Here is a 19,545-nt window from a genome sequence, read left to right as displayed (position 1 = left end):
GGCAGGCTGGGGCGCTTGATCAGGCCCTAACGGGCTTCGATCATGGCCTCACTGTCCAGAAGCAGCTGGCGTAGCTGGTCCAGCTGCTTCTGGTTTGCGCTCTCCCAGAGTCCGCGGTGGTGGGCCTCCAGCAGTCGTTCGGCCATATCTCGCAGGGCCCAGGGGTTGGCGCCCTGCAGGAACTGGCGCACGGTTGCGTCCCCCAGCCAGCGGTCACAGAGAGCTCCGTAGCTCCAGTCGGGTACGCGGCCGGTGCTGGCGTCGTAGGCGAACAGGTAATCCAGACTGGCCGCCATCTCGAATCCCCCCTTGTAGCCGTGCTCTTGCATGGCATCGATCCAGCGGGGGTTGAGCACGCGGCTGCGGAGCACCTTGTCGAATTCACGCTCCAGCCGATGCAGGCGTGGCCGCTGGCTGCGGGAGTGGTCGCCGAACCATAGGGCCGGAGCTGAGCCCCTGATCGCTTCGGCGGCGGCGCTGAGGCCTCCCTGGAACTGGTAGTAATCATCCGAGTCGAGCAGGTCGTGCTCGCGGTTGTCCTGGTTGTGCAACACCACCTCAACGTGGCGCAGCCTCTCCTCCAGACCGCTGCGATCGATGCGGGCATCAATTGCTCCGGGGGCCAGAGCCGTCGAGCCGGCTGAGCTGCCCAGACCGGCGTCTCCGTCATATCGCCACTGACTCCAGTTGAGGAAGGCCTCGCCCAGATCGCGGCGCTCCTCCCATTGGCCGCTGTCGATCAGGCCCTGCAGACCGGCGCCGTAGGCCCCTGGCGCCGATCCATAGACACGGCCGCTGTGGCCCTCGCGGCGGGCCGCCGCCGCCAGGGGATTGGACTCCTCGGCTTCATCCAGCGCCGCCACCATGGCCGTGGCCCGGTTGAACCAGCCCACCAGTTGGGGAAAGGCATCGCGGAACAGTCCCGAGATCCGCAGGGTCACATCCACCCGTGGACGCTGCAGCACGCTCAGGGGAATCAGCTCGAGATCCACCATCCGCCGGGTCGGACCGTCCCAGACCGGTTGCACCCCCAGCAGGGCCAGGGCCTGGGCGATGTCTTCGCCACCGTTCCGCATCGTCGCCGTACCCCACACCGACAGGGCCAGGCAGCGCAGGTCGTCGCCCTCTTCCTGGAGGTGCAACTCCAGCAGCAGAGCGGCACTGCGGCGTCCCAGATCCCAGGCCGCTTCGGTAGGCAGGCCCCGCAGATCGACCGAATAGAAGTTGCGACCCGTGGGCAAGAGATCGGGGCGGCCGCGGGTGGGGGCACCGGAAGGCCCGGCGGCGATGCGCTCGCCGGCCAGTCCCCGCAGAAAGGCCTGCTGTTCGGCATCGCCACAGGCCAGCAGCCGTGGCAGCAGAACGGTCTGGACCCTGTCCAGGGCGGCTGCCGTGCTGGCGCCCCACACCGGCGGCTGGGCTGCAGCTGTGACCCCGGAATCGCTGTCTTCAGGGTCCTTCAGCAGCGGCTGGAGCAGCGCCAGAGCGGCCTGCTCCAGCAACACCACACCATCGCCCACGTGGCGCAGGGGTACCGAGCACTGCTGAGCCTGCAGCGCCTGCAGACGTTGCCGGTCGAGCTCGCTCAGGCGCGCCTCCTCCGGATCGCTCCAGGGGTCGAGGTCGAGGTTGAGGTCCCGGGCCAGCGCCTGCGTGAAACCCGGTTGGCGGTCCTGCGGTGCGCGGGCCAGGCAAAGCAGCAGTTCGGTCAATTTGCCGGCCGACGGCAGGGTGCCGTAGGTGTGCAGCCCCAGGCGGATCTGAGCCTCCTTCAGCTCGCAGAGATAGCCATCGGCTGCCTCAAGGCGCTCCTCCAGAGTCCGGATGGCAGCCGATTCTTCCTCTTCCTGGCAACTGCCGGGCTCCAGGGGAAATTCCAGTCCCTCCAGACGTTCGGCCAGCCGCTTACGCAGGGAGATGGCGCGTTCGCTGCCCAGTTGGCAGGCCTCCCAGTATTCGTCGAGCAGTGCCTCCAGTTCCTGCAGTTCGCCATGGAGCCCGGCCCGCCCCAGCGGTGGGGTGAGGTGATCGAGGATCACCGCCTGGGCCCTGCGTTTGGCCTGGGACCCCTCGCCCGGGTCATTGACGATGAAGGGGTAGAGGTGCGGCATCGGCCCCAGGGCCCATTCCGGATAGCAGTCGGACGAGAGGCCCAGGCCCTTTCCCGGCAGCCATTCGAGATTGCCGTGCTTGCCCACATGCACCACCACCTGGGCTGCAAAGCTCTGCCGCAGCCACAGGTACTGGGCCAGGTAGGCATGGGTGGGCGGCAGATCGGGGCTGTGATAACTGAGGCTGGGATCGCGGTCATAGCCCCGTTCCGGCTGGATCAGCAGCACCACCCGCCCGAAGCGCAATCCACGGATCGGAAAGCCGGCCGCCTCCAGGCCGCCATCCCGCTCCGGCGGGCCCCAGACGGCTTCCAGCCGCTCCCGGCCTGCCGGCGGCAGGGATGCGTACCACTGCAGGTAGCGCTCCAGGGGAAGGTGCTCCAGGGCCGGGCGGTGACCGCTCTCGGGGTCGTTGCTGCGGCCCGCCAGCAGGCGCTGGATCAGGGCGTCGCCATCGGCGGGCAGTGCCGGCTCGTGACGGGTAGCACCAAGGGCAAGGTCCTGGTCGGGATCCGCCAGGTCGTAGCCGGCCTGCGCCAGCCACTGCAGCATCAGGGCGGCGCTGGCTGGCGTGTCCAGCCCGACACCGTTGGCCAGGCGACTGTTGCGCGTGGGGTAATTGGCCAGCACGAGTGCCACGCGCCGCTCCGCGGCCGCAGTCGTTCGCAGGCGGATCCAGTGGGCCGTGAGCTGGGCGATCCAGGCCAACCGCTCCGGGTCGGGCCGGTAACGCGTCAAGGCCACGGATAACCGTTCACTGGCTTGCTCGGTTTCCTTGAAGGCGCCGATGCGGGTGGTGAGCCGGCCATCCAATTCCGGCAACGCCACCTGCAGCGACAGATCCACGGGCCCGAGGCCAATGCTGCTGGCCTGCCAGGTGGCGCGCGGCTGGCCGCTGGTGAGCAGCTGCAGCACCGGCACATTCAGGGCCTCCCACAGCGGCGCCCCCAGCCCTGCCTCCGAGACGCTCACCGAGGCAAAGGCGGTGGCACAGAGCACCGCCTGCACCTGTTCGCGGCTCAGGAGGTCGGCCACGCCCCGTTGCACGACCGCATCCCGCAGTCCGCTGACCCACAGGGCCCGGGGACAGAGCCCCTGCCCCCGCAAGGCCTTGAGACAGTCCTCCACCAGGGCCAGATCGCCGGCCTGGTGCAGGGCCCGGTAAAGCAGCAGCCCCACCCGCGGGCCCGGATCGTTCTGCCAGTCGTGGGGCAGGGGATCGGCCAGCGGGCTGGGCTGCGGCGGGACCACTTCCCGCCCCTCCAGGAGACAGCGCAGGCTGCGCAGCATCCGACGCAGGTTCTCCGCCCCGCCTTCCCGCAGGCAGCCGGCCAGGCCGATGGCCAGAGCTGGTGGGACGCTGCCCAGGTTCGCCAGGGCACGGTCTTCGTCGGCGGTGCCGGCCAGCACCACCAGCGCTCGTCTGTCTGGATCCTGCTGCCACCAGTCCTGCAGGCGCTCCAGGCCATAACTCCAGTGACCCTTCCCCCCCAGCAGGCGCACCACCACCATCCGGGCTGCTGCCACTGTGCTGGCGACGTAGTGATCGATCACGGCCGGATGGACCAGCGCCGCCAGGTTGAGGGCGCGAAGGTCACTGCCGAGCAGATCCGGCTCAGCCACCAGCAGGGCTTCCAGCGCCACGATGTCGGTGTCGGCACTGGTGAGCAGCAGCACCGGCGCCGCTGGCTGTTCAACGAACGCTCCCTGCGCCGCCTCCTCGGCTGAACCTGGAACCGTGGCCAATCGATGCATGGCCTCATCCTGGGTGCTTGCGGGCACGGTCGGGGCCTGGCAGTGAGAAGATCGCTCCAGAAACGCCGGTCCGATGCATCAGTTCCTCCCCTATGCCTGGTTCGGCGGTCAGTGCGTGCCATTTGCAGAGGCGACCCTGTCGGTGGCCACCCACGCGCTCCATTACGGCACCGGCGCGTTCGGGGGGATGCGGGCGATCCCCAATCCAAGCGATTCCAGTGAGATTCTGCTGTTTCGTGCCGATCGCCATGCGCGCCGCCTCAGTCAGAGCGCGCGGCTGCTGCTCACGGAACTGAGCGAGGAAACGATCCACGCAGCCATCCACGCGTTTCTGCAGGCGAACAAACCCACCTGTCCGGTTTATCTGCGGCCATTCGTCTACACCAGCGATCTGGGCATCGCCCCGCGCCTGCACGACATCCAGACCGACTTTCTGATCTACGGCATTGAGCTGGGCGACTATCTGTCTCCCGAAGGGGTGAGCTGCCGCATCAGCTCCTGGACCCGCCAGGAAGATCGCTCCCTGCCGCTGCGCGGCAAGATCTCCGGCGCCTACATCACCAGTTCCCTGGCGAAAACAGAGGCAGTGCGCAGTGGCTTTGATGAAGCTCTGCTGCTCAACAGCCGCGGCAAGATGAGCGAAGCCAGCGGTATGAATCTCTTCATCGTGCGCGATGGTGTGCTGATCACACCCGGCGTGGATCAGGATATACTTGAGGGCATCACCCGGGCTAGTGTGCTGGAACTGGCCCGCGACATGGGCATCCCCACCCTGGAGCGACCGGTCGACAAGACCGAGCTCTTTGTGGCCGATGAAGTGTTTCTCAGTGGAACCGCAGCGCGGGTCACACCGGTTCGGCGGGTGGAAACCACCGACCTTCCCGTGCAGAGACCGATCATGGAACGGCTGCGCGAACGCCTCACCCTGATCACGGAGGGCCGGGATCCCGCCTATGACCATTGGGTGACGCGCATTCGCCTCGAGGCCTGAGCGACAGGAACACCCGCAGATGGTCATCACTGCCCCCTCCTCTCCGACCGAAGGTTCTGCCAACGCAGGGCCCCGTCAGCAGCGCACTGGATTTCTGGAGCGCCTTCATGGCCCCCATCGTCCGGTGTTGGTGTTCGACGGCGCCACCGGCACCTCGCTGCAGCAGATGAATCTGACGGCCGAGGATTTCGGTGGGGCTGCCCTGGAGGGTTGCAACGAGGTTCTGGTGATGTCCAGGCCCGATGCCGTGCAGGCGGTGCACCGCCAGTTCCTTGAAGTTGGCGCCGATGTGATCGAGACCGACACCTTCGGTGCCACGTCCCTGGTGTTGGCTGAATACGACATCGCCGATCAGGCCTTCGCCCTGAACAAACGGGCCGCCGCGTTGGCCCGTGAGATGGCCGATGCCTACAGCACCCCCGACAAACCGCGCTTCGTGGCGGGTTCGATGGGTCCCACCACCAAGTTGCCCACCCTGGGCCACGTTGCCTTCGAGACGATGCGGGCCTCCTTCCAGGAGCAGGCCGAGGGCCTTCTGGCGGGAGATGTGGATCTGTTCATCGTCGAGACCTGCCAGGACGTTCTCCAGATCAAAGCGGCCTTGCAGGGCCTGGAGGCGGCATTCAAGGCCACAGGTGAGCGAAGGCCTCTGATGGTCAGCGTGACCATGGAGACCACCGGCACGATGCTGGTGGGTTCGGACATAGCCGCCGTGGTGGCGATCCTGGAGCCCTTTTCGATTGATGTGCTCGGCCTCAACTGCGCCACTGGCCCGGAGCAGATGAAGGAGCACATCCGCTACCTCAGCGCCAACAGTCCCTTTGTGGTGAGCTGCATCCCCAATGCCGGCCTGCCCGAGAACATCGGCGGGGTGGCCCATTACCGGCTGACGCCGCTGGAGATGAAGCTGCAGCTGCTGCACTTCGTCGAAGATCTCGGCGTCCAGGTGATCGGAGGCTGCTGTGGCACCACCCCCGCCCACATCGGCGCCCTGGTGGAGCTGGCGGCCGAGCTCAGCCCAGCCCCCCGCGAGGTGCGTCGCTCCGATGCACCCCAGGCTGCCGATGGCGATGCCACCCACAGCGGCCCGCGGCCGTTGTTGCGCTACGAGCCCGCTGCTGCCTCGATCTATGGCACCACGCCGTATCACCAGGACAACTCCTTCCTGATCATCGGCGAGCGGCTCAATGCCAGTGGCAGCAAAAAGGTGCGCGAACTGCTGGCGGCGGAAGACTGGGACGGTCTGGTGGCCGTGGCCCGCAACCAGGTGAAGGAGAACGCCCACGTGCTTGACGTCAACGTCGATTACGTGGGCCGCGATGGTGAACGCGACATGCACCAGCTGGTGAGCCGGTTGGTGACCAATGTCAATCTGCCGTTGATGCTCGATTCCACCGAGTGGCAGAAGATGGAGGCCGGCCTCAAGGTGGCCGGTGGCAAGTGCATCCTCAACTCGACCAATTACGAAGACGGCGACGAGCGTTTCTTCAAGGTGCTGGAGCTGGCCAAGGCCTACGGCGCTGGTGTGGTGGTCGGCACCATCGATGAAGAGGGCATGGCACGCACGGCGGAGCGCAAGTTCGCCATTGCACAACGTGCTTACCGCGATGCCCTGGAGTTCGGCATCCCTGCCCATGAACTCTTTTACGACCCCCTGGCCCTGCCGATCTCCACCGGCATCGAGGAGGATCGGCTCAATGCTGCCGCCACGATCGAATCGATCCGCCGGATCCGCACGCAGTTGCCGGGCGTGCACGTGGTGCTGGGCGTCAGCAATGTGAGTTTTGGACTGTCACCAGCTGCCCGTATCGTGTTGAACTCCGTGTTCTTGCACGACTGCTGCGCGGCCGGCATGGATGCCGCGATAGTCAGCCCGGCCAAGATTCTGCCGCTGGTGAAGATCAGTGAGGAGCACCAGCAGGTCTGCCGCGATCTGATTCACGATCGCCGTCGCTTTGTGAATGCCAGCGAAGCTGGCATTCACAAAGCGACGGAGGCGGCAAAAGCTGGAGCGGTCTGCAACTACGACCCGCTCACGGTGTTGACCACCCTGTTCGAAGGGGTGAGCGCCCGTGAGGCGCGGGCTTCGGGGCCATCGCTGACCGATCTTCCTGTGGAAGAGCGGCTGAAACAGCACATCATTGATGGGGAACGGATCGGCCTGGAGCCAAGCCTCGATGAAGCCCTGGCCAGTTATCCGCCGCTGCAGATCATCAACACTTTCCTGCTGGATGGCATGAAGGTGGTGGGCGAACTGTTCGGTTCCGGCCAGATGCAGTTGCCCTTTGTGCTGCAGAGTGCTGAAACCATGAAGTCGGCGGTGGCCTATCTCGAGCCCCACATGGAGAAGCAGGAGGGGGAGAGCAGCAGCAAGGGCAAGTTTCTGATTGCCACCGTGAAGGGCGACGTCCACGATATCGGCAAGAATCTGGTGGATATCATTCTTACCAACAATGGCTATGAGGTGATCAATCTCGGCATCAAACAGAGTTGTGATGCCATCATTGAGGCCCAGCAGAAACACAATGCCGATTGCATTGCCATGAGTGGTCTGCTGGTCAAATCCACGGCCTTCATGAAGGACAACCTTGAGGCCTTCAATCAGGCCGGCATCGGTGTGCCTGTGATTCTCGGTGGTGCTGCACTGACGCCGCGCTTCGTCAACGGTGACTGCCGCGCCGCCTATCGCGGCCTGGTGGTCTATGGCCGCGATGCGTTTGCCGATCTGCGCTTCATGGATGCCTTGATGGATGCGAAATCAGCCGGCACCTGGGATGATCAGAAGGGTTTCCTGGCGGGCGTTCCCGAAGGGCTTGGTCTGGCCAGTGCCGAGGGTGACGCGGGCCCTGAGGATGGTGCCACCACTCCCGCTGAAACGTCTTCAAGTCAGACATCTTCGTCTGAGACATCTGCGGACATTGCGTCCCAGCTTCACTCCGGTGCTGTTCAGCCTGCCGGCTCCATCTCCCCTGGCCCCAACGACCATCGTTCTGAGATGGTGCCCGAGGAGCCGGCCCTGACCCCACCGTTCTGGGGCAGCAGAGTCCTCAACGAAAACGACATCGATCTAGAGGAGGTGTTTGCCTACCTCGATCGTCAGGCCCTGTTCGCTGGCCAGTGGCAATTGCGCAAAACCCAGCAGCAATCACGTGCCGACTACGAAGCCATGCTGGTCGAGAAGGCTGAGCCCGTGCTGCAGCACTGGAAGCAACGGTGCATCAACGAAAGCCTGCTGACCCCGCGGGTGGCGTATGGCTATTTCCCCTGCGGCCGCAGCGGCAATGCCGTGGTGATCTTTGATCCCACGGGTCTGGCTGAATCGGATAGCCCCAGCCAGGCGGGCCGCGAACTGGGCCGTTTTGAACTGCCGCGTCAGCGGGCTGGCAACCGCTACTGCATCGCCGATTTCTACCGCGATCTGGTGATCGGTGCCGATGGAGAGCCCAGGCCTGCCGACATGATGCCGATGCAGGCGGTGACCATGGGGGAGGGGGCCACCACGTTTGCGCAGCAGCTGTTCCAAGCGGATCAATACACGGATTACCTCTATTTCCATGGCCTTGCCGTGCAGATGGCCGAGGCCCTGGCGGAGTGGGTCCATGCCCGCATCCGAAAGGAGCTCGGCTTCGCCGCCGAGGAACCCGCGGCCCTTCGGGATGTGCTGGCGCAGCGCTACCGAGGCAGCCGCTATTCCTTCGGCTATCCGGCCTGTCCCAATGTGGCCGATTCCCGTCCCCAGCTGGCATGGCTCGGTGCCGAGCGCATTGGTCTGTCCATGGATGAGAGTGATCAGCTGGATCCTGAGCAGAGCACCACAGCCCTGGTGGCACTGCACAGCAAGGCCCGCTACTTCAGCGCCTGATCTCGGCCGTCTGCCCTTGGCCGTGCCTGCTGCCCCAGGGTCATGGCAGGCTTTTGCCGCCTCTCTGTTTGCGATCCATGGCCATTGCCGGACCCGGTGGTGTTGATGCCGCCATTGCCTCCGGGCTTGATCTCGATGGCACCCCCATTCCCGTCGAGATGGTGGAGCTCTACAACGAGGTGATGGAGCTCGAAAGCCAGCGTTCCCGCAGCGGCGTCAAGAAGTCGATGCGAAACCGCATCGTCAAGACCGGCTCCAAGCACTTCGATCAGGCCTCTCTGGATGCCCGTCTCAAGGCTGCCGGCTGGGACGGCCTCAAGGACAAGGAGATTGCCTTCTTCTATTCCTGAGCGCCGCTCCTGGGGCTCCAGCCTCGGATCCCTGGCCCTGGCGGTCAGGGACGCGATCGGGTCAGCTCAGTCGGCACACATGGCCTCGAGCGTGTCGATCACCTCCTGCTGGAACTCCTCGAGCTCGGTCGAGTCACTCAGATCAACCCCCTCACCGGCAGCGTTCTGAGTCAGTTCCTGAAAGTGAAACGCTCCTTCGCCGTGGGCCAGGAACTCCATGGCGGAGGGTTCACCGCTCTCCTTGTAGGCGTCGCACAGGGCCATGAAGGCCGCGTCTTCGGTGAAATCCCAGCTCATGAAGGGGGGTGGCAATCAACGACCTTTAACGCCTACCCCCCGGATCCCGTCAACCTCCTGGGGAAAGCTTGTGCCAGTCCTTCGTCAGACTGCGACACAACCGCCCCCCCTACGGCCGTGTCCAGCTCCGTTCCTGACTCGCCCCTGGTTTCCGCCTCCGAGGCGCGCAACGTGCTCGACCAACCCCTGGAGCTGTGCGGCTGTGCCCCGTTGACCGGGTGGCATCGCGACGGCTACTGCCGCACCGATCCCACCGATCTGGGCCGCCACACCGTCTGTTGCGTGGTCAGTGAGGCGTTCCTCACCTATGCCCGTGCCCAGGGCAACGACCTCACCACGCCCGTTCCGGAGTTCCAGTTTCCCGGCCTCAAGCCGGGAGATGCCTGGTGCGTCTGCGCAGCCCGCTGGCTGGAGGCCTACGACGACGGTATGGCGCCGCCCGTACGGCTGGCGGCCTGCGAACGCTCCACCCTTGAGATCATCCCGCTGGAGGTGCTGCGCGAGCATGCCGTCTGAGCCGCCTGCTCACCAGGGAATCGCCGCCCCGTCCCATGCCCAGAAGTTGCCGCTCTGCTCCGGCCCCAGGCCACTGATCACATCCAGGAGGTGATCAGCGGCCCGCCGGGGTGTGAACAACTGCTCGGCTGGCACCGAGCCGCGAAAGGGGGCTGAGAAGGCGGTGGCCGTGGTGCCGGGGTGCAGCAGGCTGACGCAGGCCAGGGGCAGCCGTCGTTGCCACTCCAGGGCCAGGGTGCGCAGCAGCTGGTTCTGGGCGGCCTTGGCGCCCCGGTAGGCGTACCAGCCGCCGAGCCGGTTGTCGCCGATGCTGCCCACCCGGGCCGACAGGCTGGCGAACTGGCAGGGCTCGCATCGCGGCAGGCAGGGCTCCACGGCTTGCGCCAGCAGGATGGGCCCGAAGGCATTCACCGCGAAGCTCTGCTCCAGGGCCTGGCGCTTCACCTGGCTGAGCCGCTTTTCCGGTTGGAGAGCAGGGGCGTGCAGCAGACCAGCGGTGTTGATCACCAGCCGCAGGGTCGGCGCCGTGGCTTGGATCCGTGCGGCAAAAGTGCCCAGGCTGAGGTCATCGCTCAGGTCCAGAGGCAGCCAGACCACCTCCTCCGGCAGGCGATCGGGCCGATGGCGACCGGCAGCATGCAGCCGCAGCCCCGGAGCACGCTGTTGCAAGGCCTCCAGCAGGGCCATGCCGATGCCGCCGGCTCCCACCACCAGCGCTTCCCCCTGCCAGCGCTCCAACGGGGCCAGGGCCGCGGAGGGCTGCGGTGGATTCGGCATGGCAGGGATCCCTGGATGGCGCATGATGACGGCCCCACCGCGGCAGTCGCGGCTTCTCGTCCGTTTGCGCATGGCTCTGAGGCTTGTCGTTCTGGGCCGCGGTGCCTGGGGCACCACCCTCACCGATCTATGGCGCCGCGCCGGTCATCACGTCGTGGTCTGGTCGCGCCGGGATGGCGGCGATGCCAAGGCGCTGCTGGGCGATCGGGATCTGGTGGTGGCGGCCGTGGCGATGGCCGGCATCGAGCCCCTGGCGAGCCAGTTGAGCGCCGCCTGGCCGGACGATCTGCCCCTGTTGAGCTGCAGCAAGGGTCTCGATCCGGATCGGCTCTGCACCGCCACCCAGCTCTGGCGGCAACACCTCGCGAACGCAGCGCTGGCGGTGCTGAGCGGTCCCAACCTGGCCACGGAGCTGCAGCAGGGTCTGCCCGCCGCCAGCGTTCTGGCCTCCCAGAAGGCGACGCTGGCCCGCCATCTGCAACGGGAGCTCAGCAGCGACAACCTGCGCCTCTACACCAATGCTGACCCGATCGGCGTCGAAGCCGCCGGGGCCCTCAAGAACGTGATGGCCCTGGCGGCCGGCATCTGCGACGGTCTTGGCCTGGGTGCCAATGCCCGCGCCTCGCTGCTCTGCCGGGGGCTGGCGGAACTCGGCCTGGTGGTGCGCGGCATGGGGGGTGATCCCGCCACCACCTATGGCCTGGCGGGCCTGGGGGATCTGCTGGCCACGGCCACCAGCTCCCTGAGCCGCAACTATCGCTGCGGCGTTCTGCTGGCGGAGGGGCTGGACGAAACCGCCGCCATCGCCCGGATCGGGGCCACGGTGGAGGGCCGTGCCACCGCCAGGGCCGTGCTGCGGTTGGCCCAACAGAACGGTTGGCATCTGCCCATCTGCGATCAGGTGGTGCAGGTGCTTGAGGGCCGCACGACACCCCGCCGGGCCGTGGCGGATCTGATGGAACGGCAGCTCACGTCAGAGTGATCTGCCCACCTTCATTCGCGCCTGCGTGATGCTCCCAGCCCTGCTGATCGAGGCCTTCGCCGAACGGCCCCTGGCCGGCAACGGTGCCGCCGTTGTGCGGCTGGAGCGACCCGCCAGCGACGCCTGGCTGCAGGGGGTGGCCACCAGCCTGCGCCAGTCGGAAACGGCCTTTCTGCTGCCAGCGCCTGGCGGAGGCTGGGCCCTGCGCTGGTTCACCCCCAGCTGTGAGGTGCCGCTCTGCGGCCACGCCACCCTGGCTGCGCTGCTGGCGCTGGGGGCCTGGGGCCTGTTGGAACCTGGCGCGTCCACTGCCCTGCTCAGCCGCAGTGGCCCCCTGGTCGTGCAGCTGGCCGAAGACGATCCGGGCCGTGGACGGATCGAGCTCCCGAGCGCACCGCTGCAGCCGGCAGAACTGCCGGATCCGCTGGCGGCGCTGCTGCATCGTCGACTCGGCTCAGGCGTGGAGCAGTACTGGCATTCTGCGCTGGGGTACTGCGTCGCTCTGTTGCCGCCGGCGGCCCAGCTGGGCCAGCTCGATGGTCTGGCAGCGGAGCTGCAGGGGGAGGCGCGGGCAGGGCTTGTGCTGATGCAGCAGTGCGCCCAGACCAGCCATGCGGAGGGCGCTGACGTTGCTTCTAGCGAGCTGGTCGGTGGCCGCCCCGCCGACTACCGCCTGCGCTTCTTCGCCCCGGGGCTCGGCATCGATGAGGACCCGGTCACCGGATCCGCCCATGCCCTGGTGGCCCCCTACTGGATCGAGCGCCTCAACCGGCCGGTGGTGGGCTGGCAGTGTTCCAGCCGGCCAGGCGGCATGCTCTGTGAGGCGGCATCTTCAGGCATGATCCGCTTGACCGGTACGGGCCATCTGTTGTGGAACGGCAGCTTGCAGGCAGAACCCGATGGCAGCGGTGCCGAGCGCTGGGCAGCACTCTGGGCCGCTGCCTGAACCTGCCCTGGCTGCCTCCGTTCAGCCGGCGTCTGCTGCTGACCGGCCCCCTGGCGGCGGGAGCTCTCGCCGTCGGTTTTGCGGCCCAGGGCCTCATGGCCAGCAGCCGCGGCACGGCCGACGACGATCGCCTGCTCGCAGCCCTGGTGGCCAGCCCCACCACCACCACGACGGCCTCCCGCAGCGCGGCCGGCACCGCAGCTGGCGGTGAGGAGCGGATGGCGCCGACCCAGGACCAGCTGAGCGGCCTCCAGGCCGAGCGGGCCGCCAGTGCGGCGTCCCAGCGCCTCGATCTGGTGGAGCCTGGGGCTGGTGCACCGGTGGCCCTGGAGATCCGCGTGGCCTTACTGGGGGCTGCCGGCCAGCCCCGACTGGGGGCCAGCGGCCCCTGGCAGCTGCTCAGCCGCGACGGCCGCCTGCTGCAGCAGGGTTCCGCTGGCGATGCTGTGGCCCTGGGGGCTCTGCCATCCGGCCTGGCGGAAGCCTGGTTACAGACAAGTTCCGGCGTGCTGCTGGTTGATGGCCAGGCCTATGCAGGCCGCTTGAGGCTCCTGCTCAACGGCAGTGGCGTGGAGCTTGTCAACCATCTTTCGCTCGAGGACTACGTGGCCTCGGTGGTGGGGGCGGAAATGCCCAGCAGCTGGAACATGGAGGCCCTGCGGGCCCAGGCCGTGGCGGCCCGTTCCTATGCCCTGGCTCACATGGCCCGGCCGGCCAGCCGCCATTGGCACCTGGGCAACACCACCCGCTGGCAGGCGTATCGCGGACTGGCCAGCGTCAGCGAGCGAACCCGACAGGCAGCTGCCTCCACCGCCGGCCTGATCCTCAGCTACCAGGGCGGGATCGTCGAAAGCCTCTACGCCTCCACCCAGCAGATCAGTTCGGAGGCCCATGGCCATCTCGGCGCCAGCATGAGCCAGCACGGTGCCCAGGATCTGGCTGAGCAGGGTCTTCGGTACAACCAGATCCTCGGCCGCTACTACCAGGGTGCCTCCCTGGCCCGCCTCAAGGCCGGTGCCGGGTAACTCCCTGATGCGGGGCACGCGTCCCGGCCAGCGCGCCGCTCGGCTCTGGCGTCGTGCCCTGGCCGTCTCTGAGCGGGCCTTGGCCGCCGGTGCCCTGGTGCCACTGCGTACGGAGCGGGTGCCCCATCCGAGCAGCGCCCCCTTCGTGTTGCGTCGACTGCTTTCCAGCACCCCCAAGCATCTGCGGGCGGGCGGGCCCAAGCCGAACCCATTCCTGCCCTGGGAACCGCTGCTGCAGGTGGAGCTGCTGGGCGAAAGCCATGTGGTGCTGCTCAACAAATTCCCCGTGCAGCGGGGCCATCTGCTGCTGATCACCAGCCAGTGGCAAGCTCAGGCCGGTTGGCTGCAGGAGAACGACTGGGCCAGCGTGGCCCACGTAGCCAGCGATACCGGCGGGCTCTGGTTCTTCAACAGCTGTGCCGAAGCCGGGGCCAGCCAGCCGCATCGGCATCTGCAGCTGTTGCCGCGCCACCCCGGCGAACCGAGCTGCCCGTTGGCTCCGAGGCTGCGCTGCCAGCTCGATGGGCTGGCTCCTGCCTGGCCCTGGGCCTACAGGCTCAGCCGCCGCCACGATCCACTCGGCTGCTCCGACCTGCCCAGCCTTTACCAGGAGCACTGCCGTTCCCTCGGCCTGGGCAGCCCGGAATCCGATCGTCAGCCCCGTCACCCCTACAACCTGCTCTTCGATGACGACTGGTTCCTGACCGTGCGGCGGGTGCGGGAACATGCGGCCGGTTTCAGCGTCAATGCGCTCGGCTTCGCCGGCTGCCTGCTGTGTTGTCCATCCTCACGTCTGGACTGGATTGAGACAGAGGGCCCCTTTCGATTGCTGCAAGAGGTGGCGGCATCGCCCGAGCTCCTGCTTGAGTCCCAGATCGAGGGACTGACCGCCCCCGACTGATCCCTGCGGGCTGATCACTGCCGACCGGACCCTCTTGAACAGGCTCCTCCCGCAGTCACGGTGCAGCTGGCGACTGGAAGGCTGGGCTCGAAGGCCGTGGATTCACGGAATCTTGCCCCTCCGGCCGGCTGATTCCGTGGAATCGCGGTTGAGGACGACGCCCGGCTGCGGCTGAGTGAACCGAGGAGACCCCCACCGGTGCTCTCCGATGGCCATTCGCCTCCGATTCGATGTCTCGCCGTTGTCTGCCAGCACCAGCCGCCGCTCGATCCACCGCCGAGCAGCGCCGGAATGCACGCGTGCTCCAGTACCGCCAGATTGTGCGGCCCCTGGCCCTGCACTATTCCCGCTGCTGCCGTGAGCCCCTGGATGACCTCCTGCAGGTCGGGATGCTGGGGCTGCTGCGCGCCGCCGAGCTCTACAACCAGGACCGCGCTGTGCCTTTTGAGGCCTTTGCCCGGCCCCATGTGCGGGGCGCCATCCTCCACTACCTGCGCGATTCCGTCGGTTGCGTGAGGCTGCCCCGTCGCCAGGTGGAGATGCTCGATCGGTTGCGGGTGCTGGGACGGGAGATCGAATGCCAGCAGGGGCGCACCCCCGGCTCCGAGGAGCTGCGGCGGGCTCTGGGCCTCAGCCCCGAGCAGTGGCATGTGCTGCGCCAGGGGGAGCAACTCAAGCGTGCCGCTTCGCTGGAGGGTCTGGTCGGAACCGAACCCACTGCCCTGCCGGATGCCAGCCGGGAGGAAGTCTCAGGCGGTCACGATGACCTGACTGGCTTCAACGGGAGCAGCCCGACATCGGTGGAGCGGCTGCTGGCCAACCTCGACCCGGCTCTGGCCACTCTGGTACGCCAGGTCGTTCTGGGAGGCTGGAGCTATCGCCGCGTCGCCCGGCAGCTGCAGGTGAGTCCGATGACGGCCCGCCGCTGGTTTCTTGGAGCGCTGGATCAGTTGCGCAGCCAGTGGGGGCAACTGAGGCTCAATCCTGAGGGTCCAGCGGCTGGTCTCGGCGCATCTGTGCTTCCAGGGTGTTGATCGCGGCTGTCACTGCCGCCAGCTGCCGCTCGATTCCATCGCGCCAGAAAGACAGCATGCGCAGCTTGCGTTCCTGGTAACGCCGCCGACTGGTGCGGCTGTCCTCCTCGGAGGCACAGCAGGGGAAGGGCGGAAACATGAGAAAATTCTGTGGATCCGTCTGGTTCTAGCCTGCGACTCAGCGCCTCTGAGACTTGCCCACTCCCATCCTCGTCTACCAGAGATCGTTGAGATGCTCCGCTGGGCCCTCCCCTTACGCTTGCCTTCCCCAGGCAGAGTGGCCCCATTCTGGGTTCAGCAGGAAGCCTCGCCCCCAACTGCGAAGAAAATCACAGATCATGTGCCGTTGCCAGTCGCAAGACACAGTTTGAAAGAGGTCGGTCCCGCTGGTTCTATGCAGCTGGTTTCAGTCCTGCCAGCCGTTTCGGCTGTCCTGCTTGGTTCGGCGCTGGTCCTGCAGGCTCCGGCTGCTTCGGCCTATGTGGCGTTGATGGCTGGTCAGCAGGCACGCCCACTCAACGGCACCTTCAACAACGTGCCCGTGCTCCACTCCAACCAGCCGGAGGAGGTGGAGGGGCCCGGCATCTTGATCACCACCACTCCCGGCAGCTCAATCGCTGCGGAGACGGGCCAAGCCCTCCGCAATTCTGAATTCACCTTCAACGGAGACTTCGGCCTGCACCTGCATCACAAGTATTTCCCCCCCAACCGCAAGAGCATTTCTCCGCAGGATCGCCGCGCCCAGCTCACCCTGGCGGCGATCCTGATCAATCCCGGTGTGCGGCCCGTTCACATCCGCTTCAAGAACGGTGCGGTCCGCAACAGTTTCGAAGCGCCTTATCTGGCCAACAATCTGATGGGAGTGAAGCCTTTGGGCCCCAGGCCATGGAACACGGGTCCTGGAGATGCCACGGCGGTTCAGATGCTGCGGGGTCGCCTGGATCGAAATCTCACCGATGAGATCACCATTCCTGCTCGCAGCCGGGTCGTGCTGTTCAACACGGCCCTTCCGGCCCTTGGGATTGCCAATGCCCTGCTGCGAGGTCACAGCGATGGTCCCTTCCAGGTGGCTGTGGTGGCGGCGAAGGACCCCACCAGTGATCGAGACATCCTGGCGGTGCTCGATCAGGGGCGTCTGGCTCCGGGTCGGGTCTATCTCAGTCGCATCGCCGACATCCAGAACCGCCAGATTTTTTCCCGGGTGGGGGGCGTGGCCCTTGGCGATGCCTACAAGGCCAGCATTCGTCATGACCTAGGCAGCCAGGGACCTCTTCACGTGCCGTTGACCAGCACATTCCGCCATCACTTCGGGACCAGCGACGTGCAGGTGAATGCCTTGGCGACCCGCATGATCGATTCGTCGCTTGACAATGTGGGCACCTATGGCGTTCGCTTCGACGTCGATCTACAGCTCACCGGCAATGGACCGTATGAGCTGGTGATGAGCCATCCGTCTCCCAGTGGTGGCCGACATTTCACCGCTTTCCGAGGCTCTCTGCAGGTCACGACTCCCGAAGGTCTGCAGGAAATGCACGTCGGCATGCGTTCTGGTCAGAGCCTCTCGCTCACCTCCCTGCAATTGCAGCCTGGGGTGGTCAATACCGTGCGGGTGAGCTTGGTTTACCCAGCCGATGCGACCCCTGGCCACCTTCTCAGCGTTGTGCCCAGCTCCCAGTTGGCCCTTGTGCAGGAGCGGGAGCGACAACTGGAGCTGGCTCGTTCATCGGTGACCCGTCCGAATGCTCCGCCACCTGCTGTTCCGCCTGCGGTCGCCAACAATGGCCCCGCCCTGGTTCCTGCGCCGGCGGTCCAACCAGCCGGTCCTCAGGTGCCTCGACCAGCTGTGGCTCAGCCCCGCCCGCTCGTGACTCCCGGACCTCATCGCTGGGAGCCGCCGACCCCGCCCCTTCCCCCGATCAACCATTCCGTCAGTCCGTCACGGTCGGCAGCCGCTGCCACACAGGTCCCCGTGGTCCTTCCACCGGTCAGGGTCAGTCAGTCGTTGATTGAGCGCTACCGGGACGCTGTGGAGGCTCAGCAAGACATCATGCGCGGCCTTGTGGGCCGCTGAGCGAATCACATCGTCGGTGGAACCAGTAGTGGACTCGGCCCAGAGAGAGCGGCGCAGGATCAGTCTGGAACTGCCGGTTGAACTGGTCGCCCAGATCGACAGTCTGCGGGGGGAATGGGGTCTACGCAGCCGGGGCGACATCCTGGTGCGGCTGCTGCAGGGTCTCTTCGAGGATGACCTTCCGGAAGAGACGCTGGAGGTCGTGGAACTCTCCAGCGGGAGTTGGCCAGTGAGGACTGTCTCCCCGGAGGCAGTCCCCAGAGACACCGTGGGGTCGGACGTGACTGCCACCGAGACGATGCAGTCTCCGCCAGAGGACCTGGGGAGCGCCGCTGATGAGGCGAGCGACTGGACCACGGCTGGGCTTGGCTCGCCGCTTCCTGCCCCAGGAATGCCGACACCGGAGCCAGAGATCCTGGATGGGAGCAGGCACTCTGCGCAGGACCTGGTTGCAGAAGAGGATGCGCCTGAGGATCCGGAGGACGAGGAGTTCAGCACCGCCCTCGACGAGCGCGGCTCCCTGGTGCTGGTGCCCCGCAGGCAGGTGGCTCTGCGAGCCACTGGAGATCCGATCGCATCGCCCCGTGCCCCGTCGGAGGTTCCTCCACCGTCCAGTGGGGGCAGCCCTGGCGGTATCGATCTGCCGGGCTTCGTTCAGCGCCGCTCCGATCGCCTGCGGCGTAGTCTGCGGGTCCGGCCTGGCTCGATCCAGACGGATGATTCCCTGCCGACGGTGCCGGCGGCATCCATTCAGCGGGCCCTCACGGCAGCTGCCCAGCACTGGAGTGATCTTTACGGCAGCGAACCCAATGAGGCCGTGCTCGAAGCCGCCATGGTCTGGTTGGCTCAGGACATCTGGCCGCACGCCGACCAGAGCGAGGGACGGGCGTTCACCTGGTCCCTGGCCAGTGCATTGGTACGGTGCTTTGTCCCCAGCTGGGAGGCGGGTCCTGCCAGTTTTGAGCGGGTGATGGTGATGGCGGGGCTGCTGGAAGACCCTTTCAGTGCCGCCACCCTGGAGCTACGCCTTCCGACGTTGATTCGACGTTTTGTGCATCGGTTTCGCAGGCGCCGCCCCGGGACTTCATTCCTCACCCTGGAGCACACGATGACCCTCCATGGCGCCCTCAAGCTGCTGCAATTGCCAACAGCACCGGGTCATCAGCTCAGCCTCCGCCAGATCCGGGAGTCTTACCGCGAGATGGCTGTGCTCCATCATCCCGATTCAGGCGGCTCCGTGGATGTGATGCGACGTCTCAATGAGGCCTATCACATGCTCAAGGAGCTCTACCGCGGATCCAGCTGAGAACGCTGCTCTGGCTGAGTGGATCAAGCCAAGACCTCGCGTCAGCGCTGATCGCACAGTCTGCTGGATGACCGATTGCAGCGACCCGCTGCAGGGACCTGTTGCGTGGACCATGGGTTCTCGTTCGTCTTGAGGCTGTCCCGATGTGTGTCCAATGTCGTGTCGATAGCGAGAGGTTGAAATGCGATCTCGTGAGCCCGGCGGGCCTTCAGGGCCGGATGTGTTGACCATCGGCCGGTGTTCAGGGGAGGGGGGTTGCGGGCATTGTCCATGCATCTCGCCTGAGAAGCTGGACGAGACCAGCCATGGGACTCAGTCGGGGACCATGCGCCTAGACCTTCTCAACTGGGTCCCATACCAGGACTGATTCAAAGTCTTGAATGGGCCTCGTGGGACTACTGCGAAGGGATGGGTTTTCGTTCTTCCTCGGAATGGCTGAGTGGTTCGCTTGACCTTTGCTCGGTCCTTTGCAGCTGGATCGTGACTCCGCAGGGTTGGATCGATTCTTATGCGAACTCCATTGGCTTCTTCATCTGATTCTGATCACGACATTCAGAAAAATCGTGGAATCCAGCTGCCATATTTGTCTGTCTTGGGATGCAGAGGTGAGGCGAGCCGCTC

Annotated in this window: 14 protein-coding genes; 11 read left to right on the top strand and 3 right to left on the bottom strand. The window is 66.1% G+C overall.

Features of this window, described 5'->3' with window-relative positions:
* Nucleotides 1–26: 26 nt before the first annotated feature.
* Nucleotides 27–3,866: a cobaltochelatase subunit CobN gene (gene cobN / locus H8F26_RS16495; RefSeq protein WP_197159287.1), complete on the bottom strand. Its 3,840-nt coding sequence runs from the start codon at nucleotides 3,864–3,866 to the stop codon at nucleotides 27–29.
* A gap of 73 nt (nucleotides 3,867–3,939) precedes the next feature.
* On the opposite strand from cobN, the gene H8F26_RS16490 reads away from it, so the two are divergent.
* The 3 genes from H8F26_RS16490 to H8F26_RS16480 all read left to right on the top strand — a co-directional run bounded on the left by H8F26_RS16490 (nucleotide 3,940) and on the right by H8F26_RS16480 (nucleotide 9,069).
* Nucleotides 3,940–4,857 carry a branched-chain amino acid transaminase gene (locus tag H8F26_RS16490; protein WP_197155815.1) on the top strand — a complete coding sequence of 306 codons (918 nt, stop codon included), beginning with the start codon at nucleotides 3,940–3,942 and terminating at the stop codon, nucleotides 4,855–4,857.
* 19 nt (nucleotides 4,858–4,876) lie between these two features.
* A complete protein-coding gene (gene metH / locus H8F26_RS16485) occupies nucleotides 4,877–8,719 on the top strand; it encodes a methionine synthase (RefSeq protein WP_197155813.1) in 3,843 nt (1,280 codons plus the stop codon).
* Nucleotides 8,720–8,796: 77 nt separating this feature from the next.
* A complete protein-coding gene (locus H8F26_RS16480) occupies nucleotides 8,797–9,069 on the top strand; it encodes a DUF4090 family protein (RefSeq protein WP_197155811.1) in 273 nt (90 codons plus the stop codon).
* 66 nt (nucleotides 9,070–9,135) lie between these two features.
* Here H8F26_RS16480 and H8F26_RS16475 read toward each other — a convergent pair whose 3' ends face one another.
* Nucleotides 9,136–9,366: a hypothetical protein gene (locus tag H8F26_RS16475; RefSeq protein WP_197159286.1), complete on the bottom strand. Its 231-nt coding sequence runs from the start codon at nucleotides 9,364–9,366 to the stop codon at nucleotides 9,136–9,138.
* 117 nt (nucleotides 9,367–9,483) lie between these two features.
* Between H8F26_RS16475 and H8F26_RS16470 the strand changes: the two genes are divergently transcribed.
* Nucleotides 9,484–9,882 (top strand): DUF2237 family protein, encoded by a 399-nt coding sequence (locus H8F26_RS16470; protein WP_231597912.1) that lies wholly within the window; start codon nucleotides 9,484–9,486, stop codon nucleotides 9,880–9,882.
* Between the two features lie 9 nt (nucleotides 9,883–9,891).
* Here the strand turns inward: H8F26_RS16470 and H8F26_RS16465 are convergent, their stop codons facing one another.
* Nucleotides 9,892–10,659 (bottom strand): SDR family NAD(P)-dependent oxidoreductase, encoded by a 768-nt coding sequence (locus tag H8F26_RS16465; RefSeq protein ID WP_197155810.1) that lies wholly within the window; start codon nucleotides 10,657–10,659, stop codon nucleotides 9,892–9,894.
* Nucleotides 10,660–10,729: 70 nt separating this feature from the next.
* Here H8F26_RS16465 and H8F26_RS16460 point away from each other — a divergent pair, with 70 nt between their 5' ends.
* From H8F26_RS16460 to H8F26_RS16430, 7 genes are all read left to right on the top strand, one after another.
* A complete protein-coding gene (locus tag H8F26_RS16460; RefSeq protein ID WP_197155808.1) occupies nucleotides 10,730–11,641 on the top strand; it encodes an NAD(P)H-dependent glycerol-3-phosphate dehydrogenase in 912 nt (303 codons plus the stop codon).
* Nucleotides 11,642–11,669: 28 nt separating this feature from the next.
* Complete coding sequence (locus H8F26_RS16455) at nucleotides 11,670–12,587, top strand: PhzF family phenazine biosynthesis protein (protein ID WP_197155806.1); 918 nt, start codon at nucleotides 11,670–11,672, stop codon at nucleotides 12,585–12,587.
* Between the two features lie 95 nt (nucleotides 12,588–12,682).
* Nucleotides 12,683–13,612, top strand: coding sequence for a SpoIID/LytB domain-containing protein (locus tag H8F26_RS16450; RefSeq protein WP_197155804.1), 930 nt, complete (start codon nucleotides 12,683–12,685; stop codon nucleotides 13,610–13,612).
* Nucleotides 13,602–14,513 carry an ATP adenylyltransferase gene (locus H8F26_RS16445; protein ID WP_322758733.1) on the top strand — a complete coding sequence of 304 codons (912 nt, stop codon included), beginning with the start codon at nucleotides 13,602–13,604 and terminating at the stop codon, nucleotides 14,511–14,513. Before H8F26_RS16450 ends, H8F26_RS16445 begins: the two co-directional genes overlap by 11 nt.
* A 230-nt stretch (nucleotides 14,514–14,743) precedes the next feature.
* Nucleotides 14,744–15,547 carry a sigma-70 family RNA polymerase sigma factor gene (locus H8F26_RS16440; protein ID WP_197155803.1) on the top strand — a complete coding sequence of 268 codons (804 nt, stop codon included), beginning with the start codon at nucleotides 14,744–14,746 and terminating at the stop codon, nucleotides 15,545–15,547.
* A gap of 394 nt (nucleotides 15,548–15,941) precedes the next feature.
* On the top strand, nucleotides 15,942–17,618 hold the full coding sequence (locus H8F26_RS16435; protein ID WP_197155801.1) for a DUF3370 family protein: 1,677 nt from the start codon (nucleotides 15,942–15,944) through the stop codon (nucleotides 17,616–17,618).
* A gap of 28 nt (nucleotides 17,619–17,646) precedes the next feature.
* A complete protein-coding gene (locus H8F26_RS16430; RefSeq protein WP_197155799.1) occupies nucleotides 17,647–18,924 on the top strand; it encodes a molecular chaperone DnaJ in 1,278 nt (425 codons plus the stop codon).
* Nucleotides 18,925–19,545: the final 621 nt, after the last annotated feature.

The sequence above is a fragment of the Synechococcus sp. CBW1006 genome, assembly GCF_015840525.1.
In the GTDB taxonomy this organism is placed as follows: Bacteria; Cyanobacteriota; Cyanobacteriia; order PCC-6307; family Cyanobiaceae; genus CBW1002.
The sequence above is the reverse complement of the archived record's forward strand: the minus strand, read 5'-3'. Positions and strand labels throughout refer to the sequence as shown.

Excerpts from the sequence above, each read along its gene's own strand:
- cobN (WP_197159287.1), bottom strand. The coding sequence starts at position 3,866 with ATGCATCGATTGGCCACGGTTCCAGGTTCAGCCGAGGAGGCGGCGCAG.
- H8F26_RS16490 (WP_197155815.1), top strand. The coding sequence starts at position 3,940 with ATGCATCAGTTCCTCCCCTATGCCTGGTTCGGCGGTCAGTGCGTGCCA.
- metH (WP_197155813.1), top strand. The coding sequence starts at position 4,877 with ATGGTCATCACTGCCCCCTCCTCTCCGACCGAAGGTTCTGCCAACGCA.
- H8F26_RS16480 (WP_197155811.1), top strand. The coding sequence starts at position 8,797 with ATGGCCATTGCCGGACCCGGTGGTGTTGATGCCGCCATTGCCTCCGGG.
- H8F26_RS16475 (WP_197159286.1), bottom strand. The coding sequence starts at position 9,366 with ATGAGCTGGGATTTCACCGAAGACGCGGCCTTCATGGCCCTGTGCGAC.
- H8F26_RS16465 (WP_197155810.1), bottom strand. The coding sequence starts at position 10,659 with ATGCCGAATCCACCGCAGCCCTCCGCGGCCCTGGCCCCGTTGGAGCGC.
- H8F26_RS16460 (WP_197155808.1), top strand. The coding sequence starts at position 10,730 with ATGGCTCTGAGGCTTGTCGTTCTGGGCCGCGGTGCCTGGGGCACCACC.
- H8F26_RS16455 (WP_197155806.1), top strand. The coding sequence starts at position 11,670 with ATGCTCCCAGCCCTGCTGATCGAGGCCTTCGCCGAACGGCCCCTGGCC.
- H8F26_RS16450 (WP_197155804.1), top strand. The coding sequence starts at position 12,683 with ATGGCCAGCAGCCGCGGCACGGCCGACGACGATCGCCTGCTCGCAGCC.
- H8F26_RS16440 (WP_197155803.1), top strand. The coding sequence starts at position 14,744 with ATGTCTCGCCGTTGTCTGCCAGCACCAGCCGCCGCTCGATCCACCGCC.
- H8F26_RS16435 (WP_197155801.1), top strand. The coding sequence starts at position 15,942 with ATGCAGCTGGTTTCAGTCCTGCCAGCCGTTTCGGCTGTCCTGCTTGGT.